This window comes from Pantoea sp. X-Soil-ISGK-259 (genome assembly GCF_059730705.1).
In genome coordinates, this window is the sequence record NZ_AP035986.1 from 1,100,951 (window position 1) to 1,124,746 (window position 23,796).

At 54.5% G+C, this 23,796-nt stretch carries 20 protein-coding genes and 7 tRNA genes; 2 read left to right on the top strand and 25 right to left on the bottom strand.

The genetic code is table 11. The features are described from left to right. Nucleotides 1–33 precede the first annotated feature (33 nt). The 4 genes from nadD to leuS are packed head-to-tail and all read right to left on the bottom strand — an operon-like array spanning nt 34 to nt 4,895. Nucleotides 34–678, bottom strand: coding sequence for a nicotinate-nucleotide adenylyltransferase (gene nadD / locus AC6I77_RS05040; protein ID WP_497816741.1), 645 nt, complete (start codon nt 676–678; stop codon nt 34–36). Beyond that, a complete protein-coding gene (gene holA / locus AC6I77_RS05045) occupies nt 671–1,702 on the bottom strand; it encodes a DNA polymerase III subunit delta (RefSeq protein ID WP_003854017.1) in 1,032 nt (343 codons plus the stop codon). The genes nadD and holA overlap by 8 nt, the downstream gene beginning before the upstream one ends. Continuing rightward, complete coding sequence (gene lptE / locus AC6I77_RS05050) at nt 1,699–2,298, bottom strand: LPS assembly lipoprotein LptE (RefSeq protein WP_003854016.1); 600 nt, start codon at nt 2,296–2,298, stop codon at nt 1,699–1,701. Before lptE ends, holA begins: the two co-directional genes overlap by 4 nt. Nucleotides 2,299–2,312: 14 nt before the next feature. After that, nucleotides 2,313–4,895, bottom strand: a complete 2,583-nt coding sequence (gene leuS, locus AC6I77_RS05055) for a leucine--tRNA ligase (RefSeq protein WP_140915983.1) — start codon at nt 4,893–4,895, stop codon at nt 2,313–2,315. A gap of 222 nt (nt 4,896–5,117) precedes the next feature. Here leuS and AC6I77_RS05060 point away from each other — a divergent pair, with 222 nt between their 5' ends. Next, entirely contained in the window at nt 5,118–5,600 is a 483-nt protein-coding gene (locus tag AC6I77_RS05060) for a zinc ribbon-containing protein (protein WP_003854013.1), read from the top strand. A gap of 45 nt (nt 5,601–5,645) precedes the next feature. Here the strand turns inward: AC6I77_RS05060 and AC6I77_RS05065 are convergent, their stop codons facing one another. The 9 genes from AC6I77_RS05065 to miaB form a co-directional block, all read right to left on the bottom strand. Then, on the bottom strand, nt 5,646–6,371 hold the full coding sequence (locus tag AC6I77_RS05065; RefSeq protein ID WP_003854011.1) for an amino acid ABC transporter ATP-binding protein: 726 nt from the start codon (nt 6,369–6,371) through the stop codon (nt 5,646–5,648). Next, on the bottom strand, nt 6,372–7,049 hold the full coding sequence (gene gltK / locus AC6I77_RS05070) for a glutamate/aspartate ABC transporter permease GltK (protein WP_003854008.1): 678 nt from the start codon (nt 7,047–7,049) through the stop codon (nt 6,372–6,374). It lies immediately after the preceding gene. Continuing rightward, complete coding sequence (locus tag AC6I77_RS05075) at nt 7,049–7,789, bottom strand: amino acid ABC transporter permease (RefSeq protein WP_003854005.1); 741 nt, start codon at nt 7,787–7,789, stop codon at nt 7,049–7,051. Before AC6I77_RS05075 ends, gltK begins: the two co-directional genes overlap by 1 nt. Before the next feature lie 285 nt (nt 7,790–8,074). Next, nucleotides 8,075–8,971, bottom strand: coding sequence for an amino acid ABC transporter substrate-binding protein (locus AC6I77_RS05080; RefSeq protein ID WP_003854004.1), 897 nt, complete (start codon nt 8,969–8,971; stop codon nt 8,075–8,077). Between the two features lie 609 nt (nt 8,972–9,580). Next, on the bottom strand, nt 9,581–11,104 hold the full coding sequence (gene lnt, locus AC6I77_RS05085) for an apolipoprotein N-acyltransferase (RefSeq protein WP_008925003.1): 1,524 nt from the start codon (nt 11,102–11,104) through the stop codon (nt 9,581–9,583). Between the two features lie 4 nt (nt 11,105–11,108). Beyond that, nucleotides 11,109–11,990, bottom strand: coding sequence for a CNNM family magnesium/cobalt transport protein CorC (gene corC, locus AC6I77_RS05090; protein ID WP_039659162.1), 882 nt, complete (start codon nt 11,988–11,990; stop codon nt 11,109–11,111). Nucleotides 11,991–12,072: 82 nt separating this feature from the next. Then, nucleotides 12,073–12,546, bottom strand: a complete 474-nt coding sequence (ybeY, locus tag AC6I77_RS05095) for an rRNA maturation RNase YbeY (RefSeq protein WP_039659164.1) — start codon at nt 12,544–12,546, stop codon at nt 12,073–12,075. Continuing rightward, a complete protein-coding gene (locus AC6I77_RS05100) occupies nt 12,543–13,604 on the bottom strand; it encodes a PhoH family protein (RefSeq protein ID WP_013357113.1) in 1,062 nt (353 codons plus the stop codon). The genes ybeY and AC6I77_RS05100 overlap by 4 nt, the downstream gene beginning before the upstream one ends. A 212-nt stretch (nt 13,605–13,816) precedes the next feature. Continuing rightward, a complete protein-coding gene (miaB, locus tag AC6I77_RS05105) occupies nt 13,817–15,241 on the bottom strand; it encodes a tRNA (N6-isopentenyl adenosine(37)-C2)-methylthiotransferase MiaB (protein WP_003853992.1) in 1,425 nt (474 codons plus the stop codon). Nucleotides 15,242–15,413: 172 nt separating this feature from the next. Here miaB and ubiF point away from each other — a divergent pair, with 172 nt between their 5' ends. Beyond that, nucleotides 15,414–16,586 (top strand): 3-demethoxyubiquinol 3-hydroxylase, encoded by a 1,173-nt coding sequence (gene ubiF, locus AC6I77_RS05110; protein ID WP_003853990.1) that lies wholly within the window; start codon nt 15,414–15,416, stop codon nt 16,584–16,586. 112 nt (nt 16,587–16,698) lie between these two features. Here the strand turns inward: ubiF and AC6I77_RS05115 are convergent. The 12 genes from AC6I77_RS05115 to nagB form a co-directional block, all read right to left on the bottom strand. Continuing rightward, nucleotides 16,699–16,773, bottom strand: a tRNA-Gln gene (locus AC6I77_RS05115). 29 nt (nt 16,774–16,802) lie between these two features. Continuing rightward, nucleotides 16,803–16,877, bottom strand: a tRNA-Gln gene (locus AC6I77_RS05120). 6 nt (nt 16,878–16,883) lie between these two features. Beyond that, a tRNA-Met gene (locus tag AC6I77_RS05125) sits at nt 16,884–16,960 on the bottom strand. Nucleotides 16,961–16,984: 24 nt separating this feature from the next. Beyond that, nucleotides 16,985–17,059 (bottom strand) — tRNA-Gln (locus AC6I77_RS05130). A 35-nt stretch (nt 17,060–17,094) separates the two neighbouring features. After that, nucleotides 17,095–17,169 (bottom strand) — tRNA-Gln (locus tag AC6I77_RS05135). A 22-nt stretch (nt 17,170–17,191) separates the two neighbouring features. Continuing rightward, nucleotides 17,192–17,276: transfer RNA gene (locus AC6I77_RS05140), tRNA-Leu, on the bottom strand. Between the two features lie 9 nt (nt 17,277–17,285). Further along, a tRNA-Met gene (locus tag AC6I77_RS05145) sits at nt 17,286–17,362 on the bottom strand. Nucleotides 17,363–17,580: 218 nt separating this feature from the next. Further along, nucleotides 17,581–19,248 carry an asparagine synthase B gene (asnB, locus tag AC6I77_RS05150; RefSeq protein WP_003852788.1) on the bottom strand — a complete coding sequence of 556 codons (1,668 nt, stop codon included), beginning with the start codon at nt 19,246–19,248 and terminating at the stop codon, nt 17,581–17,583. 308 nt (nt 19,249–19,556) lie between these two features. Next, nucleotides 19,557–20,309, bottom strand: coding sequence for an HAD-IIA family hydrolase (locus AC6I77_RS05155; RefSeq protein WP_078804195.1), 753 nt, complete (start codon nt 20,307–20,309; stop codon nt 19,557–19,559). Between the two features lie 39 nt (nt 20,310–20,348). Then, entirely contained in the window at nt 20,349–21,569 is a 1,221-nt protein-coding gene (gene nagC, locus AC6I77_RS05160) for a DNA-binding transcriptional regulator NagC (RefSeq protein WP_003852792.1), read from the bottom strand. Nucleotides 21,570–21,576: 7 nt separating this feature from the next. Beyond that, nucleotides 21,577–22,725, bottom strand: a complete 1,149-nt coding sequence (nagA, locus tag AC6I77_RS05165; protein ID WP_039659169.1) for an N-acetylglucosamine-6-phosphate deacetylase — start codon at nt 22,723–22,725, stop codon at nt 21,577–21,579. A 62-nt stretch (nt 22,726–22,787) separates the two neighbouring features. After that, complete coding sequence (gene nagB / locus AC6I77_RS05170) at nt 22,788–23,588, bottom strand: glucosamine-6-phosphate deaminase (RefSeq protein WP_003852796.1); 801 nt, start codon at nt 23,586–23,588, stop codon at nt 22,788–22,790. Between the last annotated feature and the right edge of the window lie 208 nt (nt 23,589–23,796).

Genomic DNA, 23,796 nt, shown 5'->3' on the forward strand with positions numbered 1-23,796 from the left:
AAAAATTAAGCGGCGCAGTATAGCATGCCCGGATCAGTCGCGATATAAGCCTTCGCGGTCGATATAGTCGATAACCGCAGCGGGTAAAAGGTCATCGCAGGGCTGATTTTGATGGCGACGGCGGCGAATTTCGGTCGCCGAAATATCATAGAGTGGGGTTTCCGCCAGCCAGATATGCCCCGCGGGCTGCTGATGCAGCTGCCGGATATCCTGAGCGACGTGTTGCTCAAGCCACGCCTGCATCTCTGGCGAGTCGAACCGGGTCGGATAGCCGGGACGCTGGCAGACCAGCAGATGGCAGAGTGACAGCAGATCCTGCCAGCGATGCCATTTGGACAGGCTCAGCAGGGAATCCTGACCAATGATAAAGGCCAGCGGCTGCTCTGCACTGCGTTCTGCGCGCCAGGCTTCCAGGGTGGTCACGGTCCAGGAGGGTGTGTCACGTTCCAGCTCCCGGGTATCAATTTCAAACAGCGGTAAGCCACGGATAGCGCAGCGCAGCATAGCAACCCGCTGAGACGCGCTGGCTTCCGGTTGTGGACGATGCGGGGGCACATTATTGGGCAGCAGCGTCACACGCCGTAAGCCGGTCTGCTGAGCCAGCGCTTCCACCGGGCGCAGATGGCCAAAATGGATCGGATCGAAGGTGCCACCAAACAGTGCGTGTAACTCAGACATGGGCAAAGCTCGTCGGAAAAGCGCGACTGCTGAGCAGCAGCGTCAGGGTTTGCAACTGCGGCCACACTGACTGACCATAATCCTGCTTCAGGGTGATCTCAATCTGACTCAGCAGATGGATGGCGCGTTGCAGACGGGTGGCATCCAGTCGCTGGAGTGCGTCGGTGAACAGCGCGCGGCGGTTTTGCCAGATACGCTGCTGATCCATCAGCGTGCGCAGTGGTTGCCGGGCCTGATGGCGTTGCAGATGCAACAGCGTCAGCAAATCGCGCTGCAGCGTACGCAGCAGAATCACGACTTCGCTCTCTTCTTTCTCCAGCTGATGCAGGATATGCAGCGCGCGACGACTTTTACCCGCCAGCAGGGCATCCACCCAGTGGAAGGGCGTGAAGTGCGCGGCATCACTGACTGCTTCTTCGACCCGTGGCAGTGTCAGCTTGCCGTCCGGCCACTGGAGTGAGAGCCGCTCCAGCGCCTGCGCCAGCGCCAGCAGATTACCCTCATAGCAGTAACACAGCAGCTGTACTGCCGCGTCATCCACGGATAATTTCAGCGCTTTCGCGCGATTTACCACCCAGCGTGGCAATTGTGCCTGCTCTGGCGTCTGGCAGGGCACGACAACCGCAGAGGCAGCCAGTGCCTTAAACCAGGCGCTGTTTTCCTGCGCTTTGGTCAGCTTTGGCATCCGGCAGATCAGCAGAATATCGGCGTGCAGCAGCTGAGAGAGCTTAACCAGCTGCTCGGCCATGGCGGCGTTGGGGCCATTCTCGGGGAATTGCAGTGTCATCGTCTGACGCTGTGCAAACAGACTCAGTGACTGGCAGCTGACGAACAGGCTCTCCCAGTCGGTCTGGGCATCCAGCGTAAAACTAAAATGTTCGTCGAATCCCTGTGTGGTTGCGGCGGCACGGATGGCATCCGCGCTTTCCTGCAACAGCAGCGGTTCGTTACCGGCTAACAAATAACAGGCGCGCAGCCCCTCACGGAGCTGCGCGCTGAGTTGCTCAGGATAAATCCTGATCATTGCAGGCTGGTAGCAGAGGAAGAGGGCGCTTCCTGTGAACCCTGACCCGGCACCGAAATCACTGACGCTGGCAGAGTATCTTTGCTGTTCATCTGCGCGGCATGCACCGACAGCAGCTTACGAACCAGCTGTTCAGCTGCACGCTGACGCATCTCCTGCGTAATCAGGTCCTGCTCGGCATCTTTTGCCAGCGCCGCATTCGGGTTATCGAAGAACGAACGATAAACCGTGGTGCTGATGGGATAGATACCTTTGCCCGGCAACAGCACCTGCGCAGTGAGGGTCATCACCAGCTGATACTCGGCAGTGGTGCCGCTGATAAAGACCGAGGCTGTGTTACGCCCTGACATTTCAGGACCCAGACGCAGTGTCGGAATATCGGTACGGGTCTGCTTGCTGTCTTCAACAATGGTGACATCGTTGATGCGCAGTTGCTGACGTACAGTACGTGCCAGCGGACCATAAGGATCGCCGGTTGAAACAATCAGGGTTTTCAGTTCGCTGGGCACCTGCGTGGTGCCGCGCGGATGAAAACCACAGCCAGCGGTGATCACCACCGCCAGCATGACAAACAGCCTGATAATCGGATGTCGCACAGTTCCTCCTGAACTTAACCTACGACCAGGTTAAGCAGTTTGCCCGGTACATAAATGACTTTACGGATAGTCACGCCGTCCAGGTACTTCGCCACCAGATGCTCCTGCGCAGCGCGTGCCTGAACCTGTTCCTGTGTTGCATCGGCGGGTACGGTGATTTTGCCGCGCACTTTACCGTTAACCTGTACCACCACCAGCAGTGAATCTTCAACCATAGCGGCTTCATCAGCAACCGGCCAGCTCGCTTCATCAATGGTGCCTTCGCCGCCCAGCGTCTGCCACAGAACATAGCAGGCGTGCGGGGTAAACGGATAGAGCAGACGGACGATAGCCAGCAGCGCTTCCTGCATCAGGGCGCGATCCTGCTCGCTCTCCTGCGGAGCGCGGGCCAGCTTGTTCATCAGCTCCATGATTGCCGCAATAGCGGTGTTGAAGGTCTGACGACGGCCGATATCATCCGCCACTTTGGCGATGGTTTTGTGCAGGTCACGACGCAGCGATTTCTGCTCGTCATTCAGGCTGTCCACATCCAGTGCCACGGTCGCACCCTGTGAGGTGTGCTCGTAGACCAGCTTCCAGACACGTTTCAGGAAGCGGTTAGCCCCTTCAACGCCCGATTCCTGCCACTCCAGCGTCATATCTGCTGGCGAAGCAAACATCATAAACAGACGTACGGTATCGGCGCCGTAACGCTCAACCATCAGCTGTGGATCGATGCCGTTGTTTTTCGACTTCGACATTTTGCTCATGCCCGCGTAGATCACGTCGCGGCCCTGCGTGTCGGTCGCTTTAATAATGCGGCCTTTCTCGTCACGCTCAACTTCAACGTCAACCGGGGAAACCCAGTTACGTTCGCCGTTGTTGCCCAGGTAGTAGAAGGCATCAGCAAGTACCATGCCCTGGCACAGCAGACGTTTTGCTGGCTCATTAGAGTTCACCAGGCCCGCGTCACGCAGCAGCTTGTGGAAGAAGCGGAAATACATCAGGTGCATGATGGCGTGTTCGATACCACCCACATACTGATCGACCGGCAGCCAGTAGTTTGCTGCGGCCGGGTCCAGCATGCCTTCCTTGTAGCTGGCGCAGGTATAACGCGCATAGTACCAGGAGGACTCCATAAAGGTGTCAAAGGTGTCCGTTTCACGCAGCGCTGGCTGACCGTTTACTGTGGTTTTCGCCCACTCCGGATCCGCTTTGATCGGGCTGGTAATGCCATCCATCACCACATCTTCCGGCAGGATAACCGGCAGCTGGTCTTCAGGTGTCGGCATCACAGTGCCATCTTCCAGCGTCACCATCGGGATAGGTGCACCCCAGTAGCGCTGACGGGAAACACCCCAGTCGCGCAGACGGTAGTTCACTTTACGTACGCCCACGCCTTTTGCCGCGAGTGAATCCGCGATAGCGTTAAAGCCAGTTGCGTGATCCATGCCGTTGAACTCACCCGAGTTGAACAGGGCGCCTTTATCCGTCATCGCCGCAGCGCTGACGTCAGGAATGGAGCCATCCAGGTTGAGTATGACCGGCTTGATCGACAGATCGTATTTAGTGGCAAACTCCCAGTCACGCTGGTCGTGTGCCGGAACCGCCATCACGGCACCGGTGCCGTATTCCATCAGGACGAAGTTGGCGACCCAGACCGGAAGCAGCTCACCGGTCAGCGGATGAATAACAGACAGGCCGGTCGCCATGCCTTTCTTCTCCATGGTCGCCATATCGGCTTCGGCCACTTTGGTATTACGGCATTCAGCAATAAAATCGGCCAGTGCCGGATTATTTACCGACGCCTGAGTCGACAGAGGATGGCCTGCTGCGACAGCCACATAGGTTGCGCCGATAAAGGTATCCGGGCGGGTGGTGTAGACAGTAACTTTCTCTTCGCTCTCTGCCACGTCGAAAGTGATTTCGACGCCTTCAGAACGACCAATCCAGTTACGCTGCATGGTTTTGACCTGTTCAGGCCACTCTTCCAGCGTATCCAGATCGTTCAGCAACTCTTCCGCATAATCGGTGATTTTGATAAACCACTGCGGGATCTCTTTACGCTCAACTTTGGTGTCGCAGCGCCAGCAACAGCCATCGATCACCTGCTCGTTCGCCAGCACCGTCTGATCGTTCGGGCACCAGTTCACTGCGGAGGTTTTTTTATAGACCAGGCCTTTTTCATACAGTTTGGTAAAGAACCACTGTTCCCAGCGGTAGTACTCAGGCTGGCAGGTGGCCAGTTCACGACTCCAGTCATAGCCAAAGCCCAGCAGTTTGAGCTGGTTTTTCATGTAGGCGATGTTGTCGTAAGTCCACGGGGCAGGTGCAGTATTGTTTTTAACCGCAGCGCCTTCTGCAGGCAGGCCGAAAGCATCCCAGCCAATCGGCTGTAGCACGTTTTTGCCGAGCATACGCTGATAGCGCGCGATTACGTCGCCGATGGTGTAGTTACGAACGTGACCCATGTGCAGGCGGCCAGAAGGATAGGGCAACATGGAGAGGCAATAGTATTTCTCTTTACCTTCCTGCTCAGTCACTTTAAACGTTTCGTTTTCATCCCAGTGCTGCTGCACACGGGATTCAATTTCTTCCGGGCGGTATTGCTCTTGCATGGCTGCCTGTGGTCCTTTATGAAAAACATTTTTCTGGCTCTAAGATCCGCATAGCATACCCATAAGGCCGCGTATCAACAACACTTCCCACTTTTGCTGGCACGATTTCTGCCGAAAGCGTCAGCCTCTTCACCCTTTTGTAATTCACTGTACAGACGACACGGCAAAAGCAACATTACGACTAAACTTAAGTCAGCGAGGGTCTGCATAAAGGAGAACAAAATGAATAAAGTGGCTCAGGAGTATCGCGAGTCGTTAGCCGTATTGACTGAACGTCTTCGTCAGGGCGATCGTAACCTTGATGAGCTGATTGCCGGGCGGCGAAGTCAGTTGCTGGTGCGCGATGATATGTCAGAAAGTGAGATTGACCAGGCGCTGCGTTCGGTGCGCCGTGATTTAGGCGAGTTTGCCCGCAGTTACAGCGATGCTGAAGAACCGCTGGCGGACTCACTGTTTATGCGCATTATCCGCGAGAGCGTCTGGAAAGAGCTGGCGGATATTACGGATAAAAGTCAGCTGGAGTGGCGTGAGGTCTTTCAGGATCTGCATCACCATGGTGTCTATCAGAGCGGTGAAGTGGTCGGTCTTGGCAATCTGGTGTGTGAAAAGTGCCAGTTTACCCGGGCAATCTATACGCCTGAGACCTTATCCCGTTGTCCGGAATGCGGCCACGATCAGTTCCAGCGTCAGCCTTTTGAACCCTGATAACAAACATTATGCGGGCCACATTGAGTGACCCGCATACGTTGTTTAGTGCAGAATTTTAGCGAGGAAATCTTTAGCGCGGTCAGACTGCGGATTATTAAAGAAGTCATCTTTGTTGGTGTCTTCGATAATTTTCCCTTCATCCATAAAGATCACGCGATTGGCGACTTTACGGGCAAAGCCCATCTCGTGTGTCACCACCATCATCGTCATCCCTTCCTGCGCCAGTTCAACCATCACATCCAGCACTTCATTGATCATTTCCGGATCCAGCGCGGAGGTCGGTTCATCAAACAGCATCGCAATAGGATCCATGCAGAGCGCACGCGCAATGGCTACACGCTGCTGCTGACCGCCGGAGAGCTGGCCAGGAAACTTCTCCGCATGGGCTGACAGTCCCACACGCTTCAGCAGCTTCAGCCCTTTATCGCGGGCCGCCGCTTTGTCTCGCTTCAGCACTTTTACCTGCGCCAGCACCAGATTGTTAATAATGCTCAAATGCGGGAACAGCTCGAAGTGCTGGAACACCATTCCGACCTGACTGCGAAGCTGCGCCAGATTGGTTTTTTTGTTGTTCACTTCGGTGCCGTTGACGGAAATCACACCCTGCTGAACGGGCTCAAGTCCGTTCACGGTTTTGATGAGCGTCGATTTACCGGAGCCGGACGGGCCGCACACTACCACCACTTCACCGGTTTTGACTTCGGTTGAGCAGTCGGTCAGCACCTGAAAGTGACCATACCACTTAGAAACATTTTTCAGGCTAATCATTTAAACCGTCCTTTTTCTTTTTAGATAGCTGACCAACAGCGATGCGCTCAGGCTGATAACGAAGTAGACCAGACCTGCAAACAGAACCATTTCAACCTGGGTGCCGTCGCGCTCACCGATAGTCGACGCGGTACGGAAGAAGTCCGCCAGGCTTAACACATAAACCAGAGAGGTATCCTGGAACAGCACGATACCCTGCGTCAGTAACAGCGGAACCATGGCCCGGAATGCCTGCGGCAGAATAATCAGTTTCATGGCCTGCCACTGCGTCATACCCAGCGCCAGCGCGGCATTCCCCTGGCCGCGTGAGATACTGATGATGCCGGCACGAATGATCTCTGAGTAGTACGCCGCTTCGAACAGTGAAAAGGCGACCATGGCTGAAATCAGGCGGATATCGGTTTTAGGCGACAGGCCCAGCACCTGTTGCAGGAAACTCGGCACCACCAGATAGAACCACAGCAGCACCATCACCAGCGGTACTGAGCGGAACAGGTTGACATAAATTTTGGCGAACCAGCTGATGGGCTTAAAGGTCGACAGACGCATTACCGCCAGCAGGGTGCCCCAAAGAATGCCGAAAACCACGGCGGTAATCGTGATCTTAAAGGTAATCACTAAGCCGTTAAGCAGATAGGGCAGGCTGGGCGCAATCGAACTCCAGTCAAAGTCGTACATTACTTGCCTCCCGCATTGCCTGGCAGCCGGACTTTGCGCTCGACCAGACTCATCAACAACATAATCACCAGGTTAATCGCGACGTAGGCCAGCGTAATGGCGGTAAAGGATTCATAGGCGTGAGCAGAATAGTCGAGCAACTTGCCCGCCTGTGCTGCCATATCCACCAGACCAATGGTGGAGGCGATAGCGGAGTTCTTGACCAGGTTCAGCATTTCCGAGGTCATCGGCGGAACAATCACGCGATACGCATTCGGCAGCAATACATAGCGGTAAGTCTGCGGCAGGGTTAATCCCATCGCCAGGCCAGCATTCTTCTGTCCACTCGGCAGTGACTGAATCGCCGCGCGCACCTGCTCGCAAACGCGGGCGGCGGTAAACAGGCCGAGACAGATCATGGAAGAGAGGAAGAACTGAATGTTGGGGTCCAGCTCAGACTTAAACCACATGCCGAGATTCTCGCCCACCAGCTCGGGCGCCACCAGATACCAGAAGAAGAACTGGACGATCAGCGGGATGTTACGAAACAGTTCGACATAGCAGGTGCCAATGGTCGACAACAGGCGATTCGGCACGGTGCGCAGAATGCCAAAAAATGAACCCACGCAGAAAGCGATAATCCAGGCGCAGCAGGAGACGGCTATCGTCACCTGAAAACCGGACCACAGCCAGCCGAGGTAGGTCGTGTTACCGAACGGGGCCTGTTCGAGAAATATGCCCCAGTTCCAATCGATACCCATAACGAGCTCCGGAAAAAAAGGGTAGCTAAGCTACCCTGAAGATTGATGAACGGCGTTTTATGTCCTGACGCAGGGGAACGACCCGTGTCAGTCTGTCTGTCCATGCCGCGGTTTCAGCAATCGAGAGGGCAGCCAGGCCGCCCTTGTTATACCCGCCGTCTTTCAGGCTGCATTTTGTTGGCTATGTATGTCCACGCACCCGAATCATCTACCTGAGTAAGTTCCCCGGGATGCATGCTCTCCTGCCGACTCAATGTGACCTGAAATCCATTGGGTATTTTTTTGTTAATTGAGTGCTTTGTCGTTTGGCGTTTTGAACAGCGCTTTCATGTCATCAGACAGCTCAAAGTTCATGTTCAGGTTCTTAGGCGGAATAGGCTTTTTGAACCAGGTATCGAACCATTTTTCTGCCTGACCCGACGTCTGGGCTTTGGCGATGGTTTCATCTACCAGCGCTTTGAACTGCGGATCATCTTTACGCAGCATGCAGCCATAGGCCTCTTTAGACTGTGGCGTGCCTAAAATTTCCCAGTTGTCCGGCTTTTTGGCTTTAGCGCGTTCGCCAGCCAGCAGGGCATCATCCATCATAAAGGCCACGGCACGGCCGGTTTCCAGCGTACGGAAGGAGTCGCCATGATCTTTGGCGCTGATGATGCGCATATCCAGTTTCTGTTCGTCGTTGAGTTTGTGCAGCAGCACTTCAGACGTGGTCCCTGAGGTTACCACCACGGTTTTGCCTTTCAGGTCGGCGAAATCTTTGATCGGGCCATCTTTCTTAACCAGCAGACGGGTGCCAATAACAAAAATGGTGTCAGAGAAAGCCGCCTGTTTCTGGCGCTCAAGGTTATTGGTGGTGGAGCCACACTCATAATCGTAGGTGCCGTTTTGCAGCAGTGGAATACGGTTTTGTGAGGTGATTGGAATCATTTTGACCTGCAGGTCAGGCTTATTCAGCTTCGCTTTGATGGCTTCCACAATGGCGTTTGAGTAATCCTGTGAATAGCCGACGACTTTTTGCTGGTTGTCATAATAAGAAAAGGGAACTGATGATTCGCGATGCCCGACCACAATGACACCATTGTCATTGATTTTCTTCAGGGTGCCGCTGAGATCTTCCGCCTGGGCCGCTCCCGCCGCTGCACCGATCAGCAGAAGAGATAATGCCACTTTGCGTAGTTGCATGTTCCAACTCCTTCGTATGAAAAAGGCACAGGATATAACCTGCGCTGATTATGATGGTGTGTCTGTTTTGTGCTGCGTTTCTGCTCATTCTGCGGATTAAATGGGCGCAGAAGAGTCACTAACATAGCTGATTGTTAACGCAATGAAACAAAAAAGTTTCTTTTTTGCGAGGTGATCCGCACCAAAAAAAGGCAAATTTCTCACGCTGCGCGTTTACGGTGCAGGAGGTGCGACAGTTTTGGTGCAATCCGCCTCGCGGCAGCGTCTGCAATCAGGCCGTTAGCGAAAAACAGTGAAACATTTTGCAATCATCGTGCCAGAAAGCGGTGCAGGGTGAGAAAGGCAGCAGAGTATGCGGTCAGGGAGTGGGAGTATCAGAAAATAACAAGGAGAAAAGGCGAAACTTGCACCTCGCACCGACGGCAGACAAACGTCAAGCGAGGGGAGCTTTCGCCTGTAGCAGCGCATCGCGGGCCATAGATGGCCCGCGATGCGCAAGGCAGGGATGGCGGTGTTTGCGTCTCTGCGTAAGGCGTTTACTCCCTGAGCACCGCGCGTTTTCAACAACCTCAGGCGAAGCATTCGCTTCGCCATGACGCCTCTGCGCTGTTATCGGCGTCGGCGCAGCAGGGCAATCAACGCCGCCAGCAGCGTCAGTGACCAGACAGGCCAGATGCCAGCCCGCGCGTACGGGGTTTCTCCCTGCGTAGGCGTAACTTTGCTGGTCAGGACATCGCGCGTAAATTGCGGCAGCATGGCTTCCACATCACCACTGGCATTCACCACTGCAGTTACGCCATTGTTGGTACTGCGCAACAGCGGACGACCCAGTTCCAGCGCCCGCATCCTCGCCATCTGGAAGTGCTGCCACGGGCCGATAGAGTGGCCAAACCAGGCATCGTTCGAAACGGTCAGCAGGAAGTTGGTGTCGGGATGGAAGTTGGCCCGCACCTGTTCACCCAGCACGATCTCATAACAAATGGCGCTGGTCAGGTTATAGCCCGCCACGCGGAGTTGCGGCTGGAGATAGTTGCCACGGCTGAACGCCGACATCGGCAGATCAAAGAACGGAGCCAGCGGACGCAGCAGATCGGCCAGCGGCACAAATTCGCCAAATGGCACCAGGTGATTTTTCTGGTAACGATTGCCGCTGAAGTAGTTGTACGGCGTCTTGCCACCCAGCACGATCACGGTGTTGTAATCGTGATAGCGGTTCTGCTCCAGTCGGGAGTCTACGATACCCGTGACCAGCGAACTGCCGCGTTCACGCAGTTCATCATCCAGTGAATGCAGGAACGGCTGCTGATTACTTTCCAGATCGGTAATCGCCGATTCAGGCCAGATAATAATCGGCGCTTTGCCCATGAGCGGCTGGCTCAGACCGTGATAAATGCGCAGGGTGTTGAGCAGTTGCTGCGGATCCCACTTCATCGACTGCGGGATGTTTCCCTGCACCAGCGCCACTTCGACGGCACGCTCGGGCATCGGCTGAACCCACTGGATATAGCGCAACGGCCACGGCAGGGCCAGCAGCAGCAATGCTGCGACCAGACTTCTGACGTTGCGCTGCTGCAGGGCATATGCCAGCAGGCCAGCCACCACCATCAGCAGGAAGGTCAGGGTCTCGACCCCCGCCAGCGGGGCCAGACCTTTTAACGGGCCGTCAATCTGGCTGTAGCCAAACTGCAGCCATGGAAAGCCGGTCAGCACCCAGCCGCGCAGGAATTCCGTGATCTGCCACAAAGCCGGTGCGGCCAGCGCCAGTCGCCACAGCGTTGTGCGCGGCCAGATGCGATTCAGTACACCGGCAAACAGCGCCGGGTAGATCGCCAGATACGCCGCCAGCAATGCCACGATAAAGACATTCACCGGGCCAGGCATGCCACCAAAGGTGGCGACACTGACGTAAACCCAGTTGATGCCGCTGCCGAATAAGCCCACTCCCCAGACAAAACCGATTGCCGCAGCCTGCGGACTTGAGCGGTTCAGGGTCAGGAGCTGTAAGCCGCACAGCGACAGCAGGGCGGCGGGCCAGAAATCGTAAGGAGAGAAGGCGAGGGTGCCCAGCGCACCCGTCATTAAAGCCAGCAGCAGGCGAACCCGCTGGCGCGGGTAGAGTGAGGCTAAAGCCATAGACTTATTCGTCTTCCAGTTGAGGTTGTGGCGAGTTTTCCGGAATGGTCACGTGAACCTGGATAATGCGGCGGCTGTCAGCCATTGCTACCTTGAACTGGTAACCCTCAATCTCAATGCTTTCACCGCGCGCGGGCAGATGGCCGAAGCCCTGCATCACCAGACCACCAATGGTATCGACTTCATCGTCACTGAACTGCGTGCCAAACAACTCATTGAAATCTTCAATGGCGGTCAGAGCGCGCACCGTAAAGGTGTGACGGTTGAGCTGACGGATATCACGATCTTCTTCATCGTCATACTCATCTTCAATCTCACCGACAATCAGCTCCAGAATATCTTCAATGGTCACCAGACCAGAGACACCACCAAACTCATCGATAACGATCGCCATGTGGTAGCGCTGGGAGCGGAACTCTTTCAGCATCCGGTCAACGCGCTTACTTTCAGGCACAACCACCGCAGGACGCAGGACTTTCTCAATGCTGAAAGGCTCAGATTCGCTGCTCATAAACGGCAGCAGATCTTTCGCCATCAGAATCCCTTCCACATGATCTTTATCTTCGCTGATCACCGGGAAGCGGGAATGGGCGGATTCGATAATGACATCCAGACACTCTTCGAGGCTCTGATTACGTTTCAGGGTGATCATTTGCGAGCGCGGGATCATGATGTCACGCACGCGCTGCTCCGCAATATCCAGAACCCCTTCGAGCATGTCGCGGGTGTCCTGGTCAATCAGCTCTTTGTTATTCGAGTCGCGGATCAGCTCCAGTAGCTCATCACGGCTTTTCGGTTCACCGTGAAAAAGTTGGTTGATCAACAGGGAGAAAAATCCCTTTTTACTACTGGGTGCATCGCTGTTTTGAGAATGGTCGTCGCTCATGGCGGTTTTTATAGATCTCTCTGGTGAGGAATAGGTGCTGTCAGCAAACCGTGCTGACAGCCGGATAGCCAGAATTCGGGATTCAGGCGTCTTCTTTCTCCGAAATGTACGGATCAGGATACCCAAGAGCAAGCATTATCTCGGTCTCCAGTCCTTCCATCTCGTCCGCTTCGTCGTCTTCAATATGGTCGTAACCCAGCAGATGCAGCGTGCCGTGTACCACCATATGCGCCCAGTGGGCTTCAACGCTTTTGCCCTGTTCTGCGGCTTCCTGCTCAACCACCTGGCGGCAGATGATCAGATCGCCCAGCAGAGGTAACTCGATGCCCGGTGGCGCTTCAAACGGGAAGGAGAGCACATTTGTCGGCTTGTCTTTGCCGCGATAAGTCAGATTTAACTCATGACTCTCCGCTTCATCGACCAGACGGACGGTGACTTCGCTTTCGGGCTGAAAAGGGGTAACAGCCGCGGAAAGCCAGCGATGAAACAGGCTTTCATCCGGCAGGTCCGCCGTGTTCTCACAGGCGACCTGCAGGTCGAGAATGACCTCACTCATTTGCTCTCCTGCGTGGCGCTCTGTGCAGCCAGTGCTTCACGTTTACGCTCTTCAGCCTGCTGATCGCGACGGGTCTGATCGGCCGCTTCCCAGGCTTCATAGGCGGTAACAATGCGGGCAACCACCGGATGGCGCACCACATCTTCACTGTGGAAGAAGTTAAAGCTAATCTCTTCAACGTCTGCCAGCACTTCAATGGCATGCCGCAGGCCCGACTTAACGTGACGTGGCAGGTCAATCTGGGTGACGTCGCCGGTAATTACCGCTTTGGAGTTAAAGCCGATACGCGTCAGGAACATCTTCATCTGCTCGATGGTGGTGTTCTGGCTCTCATCAAGAATGATAAACGCATCGTTCAGGGTACGGCCACGCATGTAAGCCAGCGGAGCCACCTCAATGACGTTGCGCTCCATCAGCTTTTCTACCCGCTCAAAACCGAGCATTTCAAATAGGGCATCGTAGAGGGGACGCAGATATGGGTCGACTTTCTGGCTCAGATCGCCAGGCAGGAAGCCGAGTTTTTCACCCGCTTCGACGGCAGGGCGCGTCAGCATGATGCGGCGAATCTCCTGACGCTCCAGGGCATCCACTGCGGCTGCCACCGCCAGATAGGTTTTACCGGTACCCGCCGGGCCGACGCCAAAGGTGATGTCGTGGTCGAGCACGTTAGCGATGTACTGCGCCTGGTTCGGCGTGCGCGGCTTAATCACACCACGCTTAGTCTTGATGTTGACCGCTTTACCGTACTCCGGCACGCTTTCGGCGGTTTGTTCCAGTACCCGGCTCTCTTTGATGGCCAGGTGAATCTGGTCAGGCTCAATATCCGGGATCTCACCACGCATCGGCGCGGTGTCGACATACAGGGTTTTCAGAATATCTGCGGCGGCATTGACGCACAGTGGACGTCCCACCAGCTTAAAGACATTGTCGCGACGATTGATCTCAATGCCCAGACGACGCTCAAGCTGTTTCACATTATCGTCGAAAGGCCCGCACAGGCTCATCAGTCGACGGTTATCAGCCGGTTCAAGGGCGATTTCACGAGTTTCGATATTCAAACGAATCCTTTGGGTCACTCAGGGCCAGTTATGGGATGTGTCTGACGCACCGTTGGGCTTAACCGTGTGCACCATAACGAAATTATTTATGCCGTAACGCCTGGGCGCAAGCTTAAGGAGAGATATTTGGGCGACACTTTCATAAACCAAGTGTCGCGGCGTGAAATTGGCGGCAACAACGCGCTGCGCGCTGCCGCCCGGTAGTGCAGGGATCACGGCTGGAACAGGCTCACGCCGATTTCGTTTTCTTTGCGGGTACGGGCAATCACAGAGGCCGGGCTTTCCGCCATACGCAGGCCCATCTCTTCTTCGGTACGCACCAGTTTGCCGCGCAGCGAGTTGGTGTAGACATCGACAATTTCAACATCCACAAAACGGCCAATCATCTCAGGCGAGCCTTCGAAATTAACCACACGGTTATTTTCGGTGCGGCCGGAAACTTCCATGACGTTCTTGCGGGAGATGCCTTCTACCAGAATACGCTGCACGGTGCCCACCATGCGGCGACTGATCGCCTGTGCCTGCTGGTTAATGCGGTCCTGGAGGATCCACAGACGCTGCTTTTTCTCCTCTTCGCTGACATCATCCGGCAGGTCAGCGGCTGGCGTGCCAGGACGGGCAGAGTAGACAAAGCTGAAGCTGACATCGAAATTGATCTCGGCGATAAGCTTCATGGTCTGCTCGAAATCCTGCTGCGTTTCACCCGGGAAGCCGATGATGAAGTCAGAACTGATCTCAATATCTGGCCGCGCCGCGCGCAGCTTGCGGATAATCGCCTTATATTCCAGCGCGGTGTGCGCACGCTTCATCAGCGTCAGAATACGGTCCGATCCACTCTGAACGGGCAGATGCAGGAAACTCACCAGCTCCGGGGTATCGCGGTAGACCTCGATAATGTCGTCAGTAAACTCAATCGGGTGGCTGGTGGTGAAACGAATACGGTCGATACCGTCGATAGCAGCGACCAGGCGCAGCAGCTCGGCGAAGGTACAGATCTCACCGTCAAAGGTGGCGCCACGATACGCGTTGACGTTCTGGCCAAGCAGGTTAACTTCACGCACACCCTGCGCCGCCAGCTGCGCGATTTCCAGCAAAATGTCATCGCTGGGACGGCTCACTTCCTCGCCGCGTGTGTAAGGAACCACGCAGAAAGTACAATATTTGTTGCAGCCTTCCATGATAGAAACAAAGGCTGTGGGACCTTCTGCGCGCGGATCCGGCAGGCGATCGAATTTCTCAATTTCCGGGAAACTGATGTCGACCACCGGACTTTTGGTGCCGCGCACGGTGTTAATCATTTCCGGCAGACGATGGAGTGTCTGCGGACCAAAAACGATATCGACGCAGGGAGCACGCTGGCGAATATGGTCCCCTTCCTGCGACGCGACGCAGCCGCCAACGCCGATAATGACATCCGGATTGCGCTCTTTGAGTTTTCTCCAGCGTCCCAGCAGGTGGAACACTTTCTCCTGCGCTTTTTCACGAATAGAACAGGTGTTAAGCAGCAGGATATCCGCCTCTTCAGGGACCTCGGTCAGCGTGTAGCCGTGCGTCGTGTTCAGCAGATCAGACATCTTGGATGAATCATACTCATTCATCTGACATCCCCAGGTTTTGATATGCAGTTTTTTTGTCATCGCGCTAGCCATTGATTCAGTGCAGTGAAGTGAGGGGCGCGTATTGTAATGCTTTGATGCTGTTGTGACCAGCCTGAGGGCTTTTCTGCCAGCCTTCGGGTTTTCCGGTACACTTTGCTCTATTCAGACCCGTGTTGCGCAGGCTGGCGGGAATAAGAGAGGGATATAAGCAATGCAGGATAATCAGTTTGATGTCGTGATTGTCGGCGGTGGCATGGTCGGTGCTGCGCTGGCCTGTGGACTGACACAGCAACATTTTCGCGTGGCGGTCATTGAGCGTGCCGAACCCGCTCCATTTGAGGCCGACAGCGATCCCGATTTGCGAATTTCAGCGATCGGATCCTCCTCGGTAGCGTTACTGAAGCAACTTAACGTCTGGCCGCGGGTAGACGCGATGCGCAGCGCGCCCTATCGGCGACTGGAAACCTGGGAGTGGCAAGCGGCGCAGGTAAGTTTTGATGCTGCCTCGCTGGGCTTACCTGAACTGGGTTTTATGGTTGAGAACAGCGTGCTTCAGCGGGCGTTGTGGGAGGAGATGCAGTCGCTGGGCGTGACCTGCTATTGTCCGGCCACGCTGGAAAATCTGCAGCCAGAAAATGGCGGCTGGCGCGTTGATCTTAACGACGGCGTGGCCTTACACACCCGGCTGGTGGTTGGCGCAGATGGTGCGAACTCACAGGTGCGGCAGATGGCCGGAATCGGGATTCATGGCTGGAGCTATGCGCAGTCCTGTTTACTGATCAGCGTGACCTGCGAACATCCGGCAGGAGATGCCACCTGGCAGCACTTTACGCCGCAGGGGCCGCGCGCCTTCCTGCCGCTGTATGGCAATCGCGCCTCACTGGTCTGGTACGACGCGCCTGCAAGAGTGCGTCAGCTGCAGACGATGCCGATGGCCCAGCTGGAAAAAGAGATTGCCAGCCACTTCCCGGCGCGGCTGGGACGTTTCAAAGCCCATGCGGCAGGGGGTTTTCCGCTGGTGCGTCGCCATGCTTCACGCTATGTCCTGCCAGGACTGGCGCTGGTTGGCGATGCCGCGCATACCATTAACCCGCTGGCCGGGCAGGGCGTGAATCTTGGCTATCGCGATATTGATGCGTTGATTGAGGTGCTGGTCAGCGCACGCGGTGCGGCGGAAGACTGGGCGTCAGAGCGGATATTGCAGCGCTATCACCGGCAGCGTCGTAAAGACAATATGCTGATGCAGGGCGGAATGGATCTCTTTTACTTTGCTTTCAGCAATCAGCTGGCACCACTGCGCTTCGCGCGTAATCTCGGACTGATTGCTGCCGAGCATTCCGGTGTCCTGAAGCGACAGGTATTACGATACGCACTGGGTTTATAGACCATTGCGCATTGAGGCTCGCCGCAGGGCGGGCCGGCAATCAGGAAGCGTGGAACGTTTCAGAAGGGACAAAAACAACAAAGCCCGCAAAAGCGGGCCTGGTTGTGCAATTTGGCTGGGGTGCAGGGATTCGAACCCCGGAATGCTGGTATCAGAAACCAGTGCCTTACCGCTTGGCGACACCCCAATAATGGTGTTTTTCAAATTGTCTTTGTATGGCTGGGGTGCAGGGATTCGAACCCCGGAATGCTGGTATCAGAAACCAGTGCCTTACCGCTTGGCGACACCCCAATTATATGGTGGCTACGACGGGAATCGAACCTGTGACCCCAGCATTATGAGTGCTGTGCTCTAACCAGCTGAGCTACGTAGCCTAATTGTACTGCATTTTTCAATGATGGCTGGGATACCTGGATTCGAACCAGGGAATGCCGGTATCAAAAACCGGTGCCTTACCGCTTGGCGATATCCCATTCGTCCGTTCTCAGCATACAAGAATCATCGAAATTGGCTGGGATACCTGGATTCGAACCAGGGAATGCCGGTATCAAAAACCGGTGCCTTACCGCTTGGCGATATCCCATCCACGCTGCCGAATAATGAAATGGTGCGGGAGGCGAGACTTGAACTCGCACACCTTGCGGCGCCAGAACCTAAATCTGGTGCGTCTACCAATTTCGCCACTCCCGCAAAAAAAGATGGTGGCTACGACGGGAATCGAACCTGTGACCCCAGCATTATGAGTGCTGTGCTCTAACCAGCTGAGCTACGTAGCCATCTTTTTTTCGCGTTACCTTCATCGGCGTTGCGGGGCGCATTATGCGGAGTTGACCAGACAGCGTCAACAAGTTTTTTACCGTTTTTTGCCAGATAATTGCTGTTTGACTGGCTTATAACCAGCCTGGCGGTTTATTCGGCAATTTTTCAGTGAATACAACGCTAATCGTAAAAAAAATGGGCCGCAGCGGGCCCATTCTGACGGCTCTCTGCCTGCTTATTTGTAAGCTGACTGATGCACACCGACGGCACGTCCGGATGGATCGTCCATGTTTTTAAACGCTTCATCCCACTCAATTGCTTTGGCAGAAGAGCAGGCGACCGATGGACCACCAGGCACACATTCTGCCGCGCTCGCTAATGGGAACAGCTCTTCGAAGATCTCACGATAAAGATACGCTTCTTTCGAACCTGGCGTGTTGAACGGGAAACGGAAGTGGGCGGTTGCCAGCTGCTGATCGCTGATTTGCTTCGCCGCGACTTCTTTCAGTGAGTCGATCCAGCTGTACCCCACGCCATCCGAGAACTGCTCTTTCTGACGCCACGCCACGCTCTCTGGCAGGTAAGAGGAGAAACATTCACGCAGAATGTGCTTCTCCATTTTACCGTTGCTGCCACACATTTTGTCGGCCGGGTTAATCCGCATCGCCACATCCAGGAATTTTTTATCCAGGAAGGGTACACGTGCCTCAACGCCCCAGGCTGACATCGCTTTGTTAGCACGGGCGCAGTCGAACATATGCAGCGCCTGCAGTTTACGCACGTTTTCTTCGTGGAACTCTTTGGCGTTTGGCGCCTTATGGAAATAGAGATAGCCGCCGAAGACTTCATCTGCGCCTTCGCCAGACAGCACCATCTTAATGCCCATCGCTTTGATTTTACGCGACATTAAGTACATCGGCGTAGAGGCGCGAATAGTAGTGACGTCATAAGTTTCAATGTGATAAATCACATCCCGAATCGCATCCAGTCCTTCCTGAACGGTGAAATGAATTTCGTGGTGCACGGTGCCCAGATGCTCCGCTACGGTTTTCGCCGCTTTTAAATCGGGTGAACCTTCCAGTCCGACTGCGAAGGAGTGCAGTTGCGGCCACCAGGCATCACTTTTGTCCTGATCCTCAACCCGCTTTGCTGCAAAACGCTTGGTCACAGCTGAAATGATGGAGGAGTCCAGACCGCCTGACAGCAGCACACCGTAAGGTACATCTGACATCAGGTGGCTTTTCACGGACTCTTCCAGCGCATGCTTCAGGCCAGCGGCGTCGGTGGTGTTGTGCTCAACGTTTTTGTATTCCATCCAGTCACGCTGCCAGTAACGACGGATTTCACCATCGGTGCTGGAGAGATAGCTTCCCGGCGGGAATTCTTTGATGGAACGGCAGGCTGGCACCAGCGCTTTCATTTCTGAAGCAACAAACAGGTTGCCGTGCTCATCGTTACCCATATAGAGCGGGATGATGCCAATGTGGTCGCGACCAATCAGCCAGGTTTTTTTAACGGTGTCATAGAGGATAAAGGCGAACATGCCTTCCAGCTCGTCGAGGAAATCGACACCTTTCTCCTGATAGAGCGCCAGAATGACTTCACAGTCAGAACCGGTCTGAAATTCGTAGCGATCGCTGAGTTCAGCGCGCAGTGCCTGATGGTTGTAAATTTCGCCGTTAACCGCCAGTACGTGGGTGTGATCGGCGTTGTACAGCGGCTGTGCGCCATTGTTAACGTCAACAATTGAGAGGCGTTCATGCGCCAGAATAGCATGATCATCGGCGAAGACGCCTGACCAGTCCGGGCCGCGATGACGCATTAAGCGTGAACATTCCAGCGCTTTTTTGCGCAGCTCAACAGGATCGGTTTTCAGATCCAGCACACCAAAAATTGAACACATAACTGACTCCTGAGCTCACCTTACGGCGATGTTATCTTTTACGTTTGTCCGGCAGCCTGTCGCTGCGTGATACATAAGAAAATGCGCTATTTAGTGTATTCAATGCAAGAGGAATCGTGATTTACTGATAAAAATATTGTTCACATGGCAATAATTTTGAATAAACGATAATTTAAACGTTGTTTTATTGATGGATCAGCAATGGAATGGCTTTTGTGAACAAAAAACAGGCAGTGAAACCCGCGGGAACAGGGGAAAAAAAGGGGGACGCATCACAGATTAGCCGGATGCGTCATAAGAGAAATGAATCAGAACAGGTCAATATCGGCAACAGAAGGGTAGATCCAGTCCGGGCGGAACGGCATAGCATCAATATCCGTCAGCGTGGAGACGCCAGAGAGAACCAGCACCGTCTCCAGACCCGCCTGAAAACCGGCCAGAATATCGGTTCGCAGATTGTCGCCAACAATGACCGTCTCTTCAGAGTGAGCCTGCATTTTGTTCAGCGCGGCGCGCATGATGTAGGGGCTGGGTTTGCCAACAACAAACGGGCGACGACCAGAGATTTTCTCGATACCCGCACAGAGCGCGCCACAGGCAGGAATAAAACCGCGCGCATGCGTATCCGGGTTAGTAGCAATGAAGCGAGCGCCGCTAGCCACGAAAAAAGCCGCTTTATGCATCATGTCCCAGTTAAACGAGCGTGTCTCACCGACAATCACGAAGTCGGGATTCACATCAGTAATCGTAAAGCCCGCTTTGTAGAGTTCGTGAATCAGCGCGCCCTCACCAATGACATAGGCCTTTTTGCCTTCCTGACGGCGCAGGAAATCGGCTGTGGCCATTGCCGAGGTATAGAAAACGGATTCAGGAACCTCAACACCGGCCGAGGCAAAACGGTTAGCCAGATCCTGCTCGGTTTGCGAGGGATAGTTTGTCAGCACCACCAGCGGCATCTCTTTGGCCAGAATGCGCTGTAAAAATTCCTGCGCGCCGGGAACGGCCGTGTTGTCGTGCATCAGCACGCCATCGATATCACAAATTACGCTTTTAATGGTCATAGTCAGATCCGATGTGGCCCGCCACAGCAGCGGGTTAGCTTAGTCTTCAAGAAGATGTTGCAGCAGAATGCCGTTAAGCATGGCACGTTTGGCGAGCGCAAACGCGCCAATGGCAGAACGATGATCCAGGGTGGAGCGCACAACCGGCAGATTTTTGCGAAAGGCGGCTAAGGCCTGGGTATTGATACAGCCTTCGATAGCGGGCAGCAGCACTTTTTCGGCCTCTGTGATCTCACCCGCCAGCACCACTTTTTGTGGATTAAACAGGTTGATTGCGATTGCGATCGCTTTGCCAAGATAACGGCCCACATGCTCGATCACTTCACACGCCAGCGCATCACCCTGATTGGCCGCTTTGCAGATATGAGACATCTGGCTCGCCTCCAGCGTCAGCGTGCTGGGATGGCCCTGACTCAACAGATGTCGCACCCGATTTTCAATGGCGCCGTTGGCGGCAATGGTTTCAAGGCAGCCAAAGTTGCCGCAGTGGCAGCGTTCACCAAGGGGATCGACCTGAATATGGCCGATCTCGCCGACGTTGCCGTTGCTGCCAAGAAAGATATGGCCGTTAGCAATAATGCCGGCACCGGTGCCACGGTGTAAGCGCACCAGAATTGAGTCTGCACAGTCGCGGCTTGCACCGAAGTAGTGCTCGGCCAGGGCCAGACTGCGGATATCGTGGCCGACAAAGCTCGTGACGTTGAAACGTTTTTTCAGGCTGGCGACCAGCGGCCAGTGGCTGACGGAAATATGCGGCATATAGCGGATGACGCCGTTAATCGGATCGACCAGCCCTGGCAGGATAACGGAAATCGCGATCAGCTCGCGTATTTTGCGCTGGTGCTGCTCAATGAAGCTGCTGATAGCGTTAAACAGCGCATGTTCCAGCGTCTCCTGAGTGCGCTCCGGCAGGGCGTAATCTTCCTGTGCCAGTGATTTACCACTGAGGTCGAACAGGGTCAGGGTGGCATCATTGCGTCCGAGACGGACGCCGATGGTATGGAAATGGCGGGTTTCAGTAATAATCGAAATGGCGCGGCGACCACCGGTAGAGGCCTGCTGGTCTACCTCTTTGATCAGGCCGCGCTCAATCAACTGGCGGGTAATTTTGGTGACACTGGCGGGGGCAAGCTGACTGAGTTCAGCAATCTGAATGCGCGATATCGGCCCCTGTTGATCAATCAGCCGGTAAACCGCTGCGCTATTGAGTTGCTTAACAAGATCGACATTTCCTATTTGTGACTGGCCGCCAGTGGTCATTCAGTGCTTACTCGCTCAGGACGTCGTCTCCGTTGACAAACGTCTTAATGATTTTAAAGTCGCGCGTAAACACAGTCAGGTTCGCGATTTTTCCTGCTTCGATCGAGCCCAACTGCCTTTCCACGCCCATCGCCCGTGCCGGGTAAAGTGATGCCATGCGCAACGCTTCATCCAGTGCGATACCCACATGCTCGACGCTGTTTTGTACCGCTTCGATCATCGTCAGGGCAGAACCACTTAATGTGCCGTTTTCGTCGACACAAAGCCCATCACGATAATAGATTGTTTTGCCTGCAAAAATAAACTCGCTGATGTCAGCACCAGCGGGGGCAGTGGCATCCGTTACCAGCACCAGTTTGTCGCCTTTAATGCGCTTTGCATTCCGTACGTTAGCGTAATGTACATGTAAACCATCCGCAATAATGCCGCAGTATACATCAGGTGAATCAAACAGCGCACCGATAAGCCCGGGTTCACGGCCGGCAAATGCCGGCATGGCGTTGTAGAGGTGCGTTGCGAAACGCACGCCAGCAGAAAAACCCGCTTTCGCCTCTTCATAAGTCGCATTCGAGTGACCCGCTGAAACGATGATTCTGGCGTCTGTCAGCTGACGAATCACCTCGCTGCCGGCGTTTTCCGGTGCCAGCGTGACTTTGGTGATGACGTCTGCGTTGTCACAAAGATACTGCACCATCGCAGCATCCGGCAGGCGAATCAGCGCCGGATCGTGGGTGCCTTTTTTCGCCTTACTCAGCCAGGGCCCTTCCAGATGCAGACCCAGGGCCTGATGCTGATGTTTCTGCAGATAGGCGCGCATGGTTTCAATCGCACGCTTCATCAGGGCATCGCTGCTGGTAATCAGCGTCGGTAAAAAGCTGGTGCAGCCAGACTTCTCATTGGCGCGCTGCATCGTTTCCAGGGTTTCGATACTCAGTGCATCCAGGCTGTCATTGAACTGCACACCGCCGCAGCCGTTGAGCTGAAGATCGATAAAACCTGGCGCAATCATCGCGCCCGCCATATCCCGCTGCTCAATATTGGCCGGGAGCGATTCACGCGGGCAGACGCGTGCAATAAGCCCGTCAGCCACCACGACGGCATGATTGTCCAGAACCTCATGGCCACTGTAAATTCGACCGTTTACTAATGCGTACATCTCTTTTCTCCCGTCCTGGCCTGCTGTCACTCAGCGTAACAGCAGGGCACGACAATGTTCTGTTACACGCCTTTCATATTTTCCGCTTCCATTTCGCGGAAATATTTCACGGTTTTCACTTTCAGTTCCATGGTGGCGGGTTCATCACAGACCACCACCGATTTGGCATGCAGCTGCAGACAGCTGATTGTCCACATATGATTCACGTTGCCTTCGACCGCCGCCTGCAGTGCCTGCGCTTTAACATGGCCGGTAACCAGAATCATCACTTCTTCTGCATCCAGCAGCGTACCGACGCCCACGGTAAGGGCATATTTAGGCACCTGATCAACATCGCCGTTAAAGAAGCGAGAGTTTGCCACGCGGGTGTCATGCGTCAGGGTTTTAATGCGGGTACGGGAGGCCAGTGAAGAAGCCGGCTCGTTAAAGGCGATATGACCGTCGTTACCGACACCGCCCATAAACAGGTGAATTTTACCCAGCGTGCGAATTTTCTCTTCGTACTGACGACATTCTGCGTCAATATCCGGCGCATTACCATTCAGCAGGTTGATATTTTCCGGTTGAATATCAACGTGATCAAAGAAATTGCGATACATGAAACTGTGATAGCTTTCCGGATGCTCTTTCGGCAGGCCAACATATTCGTCCATATTGAAGGTGACGACATGCTTAAAACTGACCTGGCCCGCTTTGTGCATATCAATCAGGTGCTTGTACGCCTCCAGGGGTGTACCGCCGGTCGGCAGACCCAGAACAAAAGGTTTATCCGCCGTCGGATTAAATGCATTGATGCGGTTAACAATATGTCGGGCGGCCCATTTGCCTACCTGGGTTGGCGTCGCTAAAGGAATCAGTCTCATGTTTCACCTCATTAGAAAATGGAAAGGGGATCGCTAAACCGTTGCGTTACTCATCAGCCTGAGCAGATTTTCTATTCTCGCCACGGGCGGAGCGCAATTCAATATTTCGGATCATAAAATAAGTTTGCAGTCATTGCCAGATGTTGCCGTATGACACGATGTTTTTTAGTGATAAAAATCACATCTGGCAGGGTTTTAATTTGCGAAG

What these genes read in the sequence shown, in the direction of transcription:
- nadD (WP_497816741.1), bottom strand. Translation starts at nt 678, where the DNA reads ATGTCTGAGTTACACGCACTGTTTGGTGGCACCTTCGATCCGATCCAT.
- holA (WP_003854017.1), bottom strand. Translation starts at nt 1,702, where the DNA reads ATGATCAGGATTTATCCTGAGCAACTCAGCGCGCAGCTCCGTGAGGGG.
- leuS (WP_140915983.1), bottom strand. Translation starts at nt 4,895, where the DNA reads ATGCAAGAGCAATACCGCCCGGAAGAAATTGAATCCCGTGTGCAGCAG.
- AC6I77_RS05060 (WP_003854013.1), top strand. Translation starts at nt 5,118, where the DNA reads ATGAATAAAGTGGCTCAGGAGTATCGCGAGTCGTTAGCCGTATTGACT.
- AC6I77_RS05065 (WP_003854011.1), bottom strand. Translation starts at nt 6,371, where the DNA reads ATGATTAGCCTGAAAAATGTTTCTAAGTGGTATGGTCACTTTCAGGTG.
- gltK (WP_003854008.1), bottom strand. Translation starts at nt 7,049, where the DNA reads ATGTACGACTTTGACTGGAGTTCGATTGCGCCCAGCCTGCCCTATCTG.
- AC6I77_RS05075 (WP_003854005.1), bottom strand. Translation starts at nt 7,789, where the DNA reads ATGGGTATCGATTGGAACTGGGGCATATTTCTCGAACAGGCCCCGTTC.
- AC6I77_RS05080 (WP_003854004.1), bottom strand. Translation starts at nt 8,971, where the DNA reads ATGCAACTACGCAAAGTGGCATTATCTCTTCTGCTGATCGGTGCAGCG.
- lnt (WP_008925003.1), bottom strand. Translation starts at nt 11,104, where the DNA reads ATGGCTTTAGCCTCACTCTACCCGCGCCAGCGGGTTCGCCTGCTGCTG.
- corC (WP_039659162.1), bottom strand. Translation starts at nt 11,990, where the DNA reads ATGAGCGACGACCATTCTCAAAACAGCGATGCACCCAGTAGTAAAAAG.
- ybeY (WP_039659164.1), bottom strand. Translation starts at nt 12,546, where the DNA reads ATGAGTGAGGTCATTCTCGACCTGCAGGTCGCCTGTGAGAACACGGCG.
- miaB (WP_003853992.1), bottom strand. Translation starts at nt 15,241, where the DNA reads ATGACAAAAAAACTGCATATCAAAACCTGGGGATGTCAGATGAATGAG.
- ubiF (WP_003853990.1), top strand. Translation starts at nt 15,414, where the DNA reads ATGCAGGATAATCAGTTTGATGTCGTGATTGTCGGCGGTGGCATGGTC.
- asnB (WP_003852788.1), bottom strand. Translation starts at nt 19,248, where the DNA reads ATGTGTTCAATTTTTGGTGTGCTGGATCTGAAAACCGATCCTGTTGAG.
- AC6I77_RS05155 (WP_078804195.1), bottom strand. Translation starts at nt 20,309, where the DNA reads ATGACCATTAAAAGCGTAATTTGTGATATCGATGGCGTGCTGATGCAC.
- nagC (WP_003852792.1), bottom strand. Translation starts at nt 21,569, where the DNA reads ATGACCACTGGCGGCCAGTCACAAATAGGAAATGTCGATCTTGTTAAG.
- nagA (WP_039659169.1), bottom strand. Translation starts at nt 22,725, where the DNA reads ATGTACGCATTAGTAAACGGTCGAATTTACAGTGGCCATGAGGTTCTG.
- nagB (WP_003852796.1), bottom strand. Translation starts at nt 23,588, where the DNA reads ATGAGACTGATTCCTTTAGCGACGCCAACCCAGGTAGGCAAATGGGCC.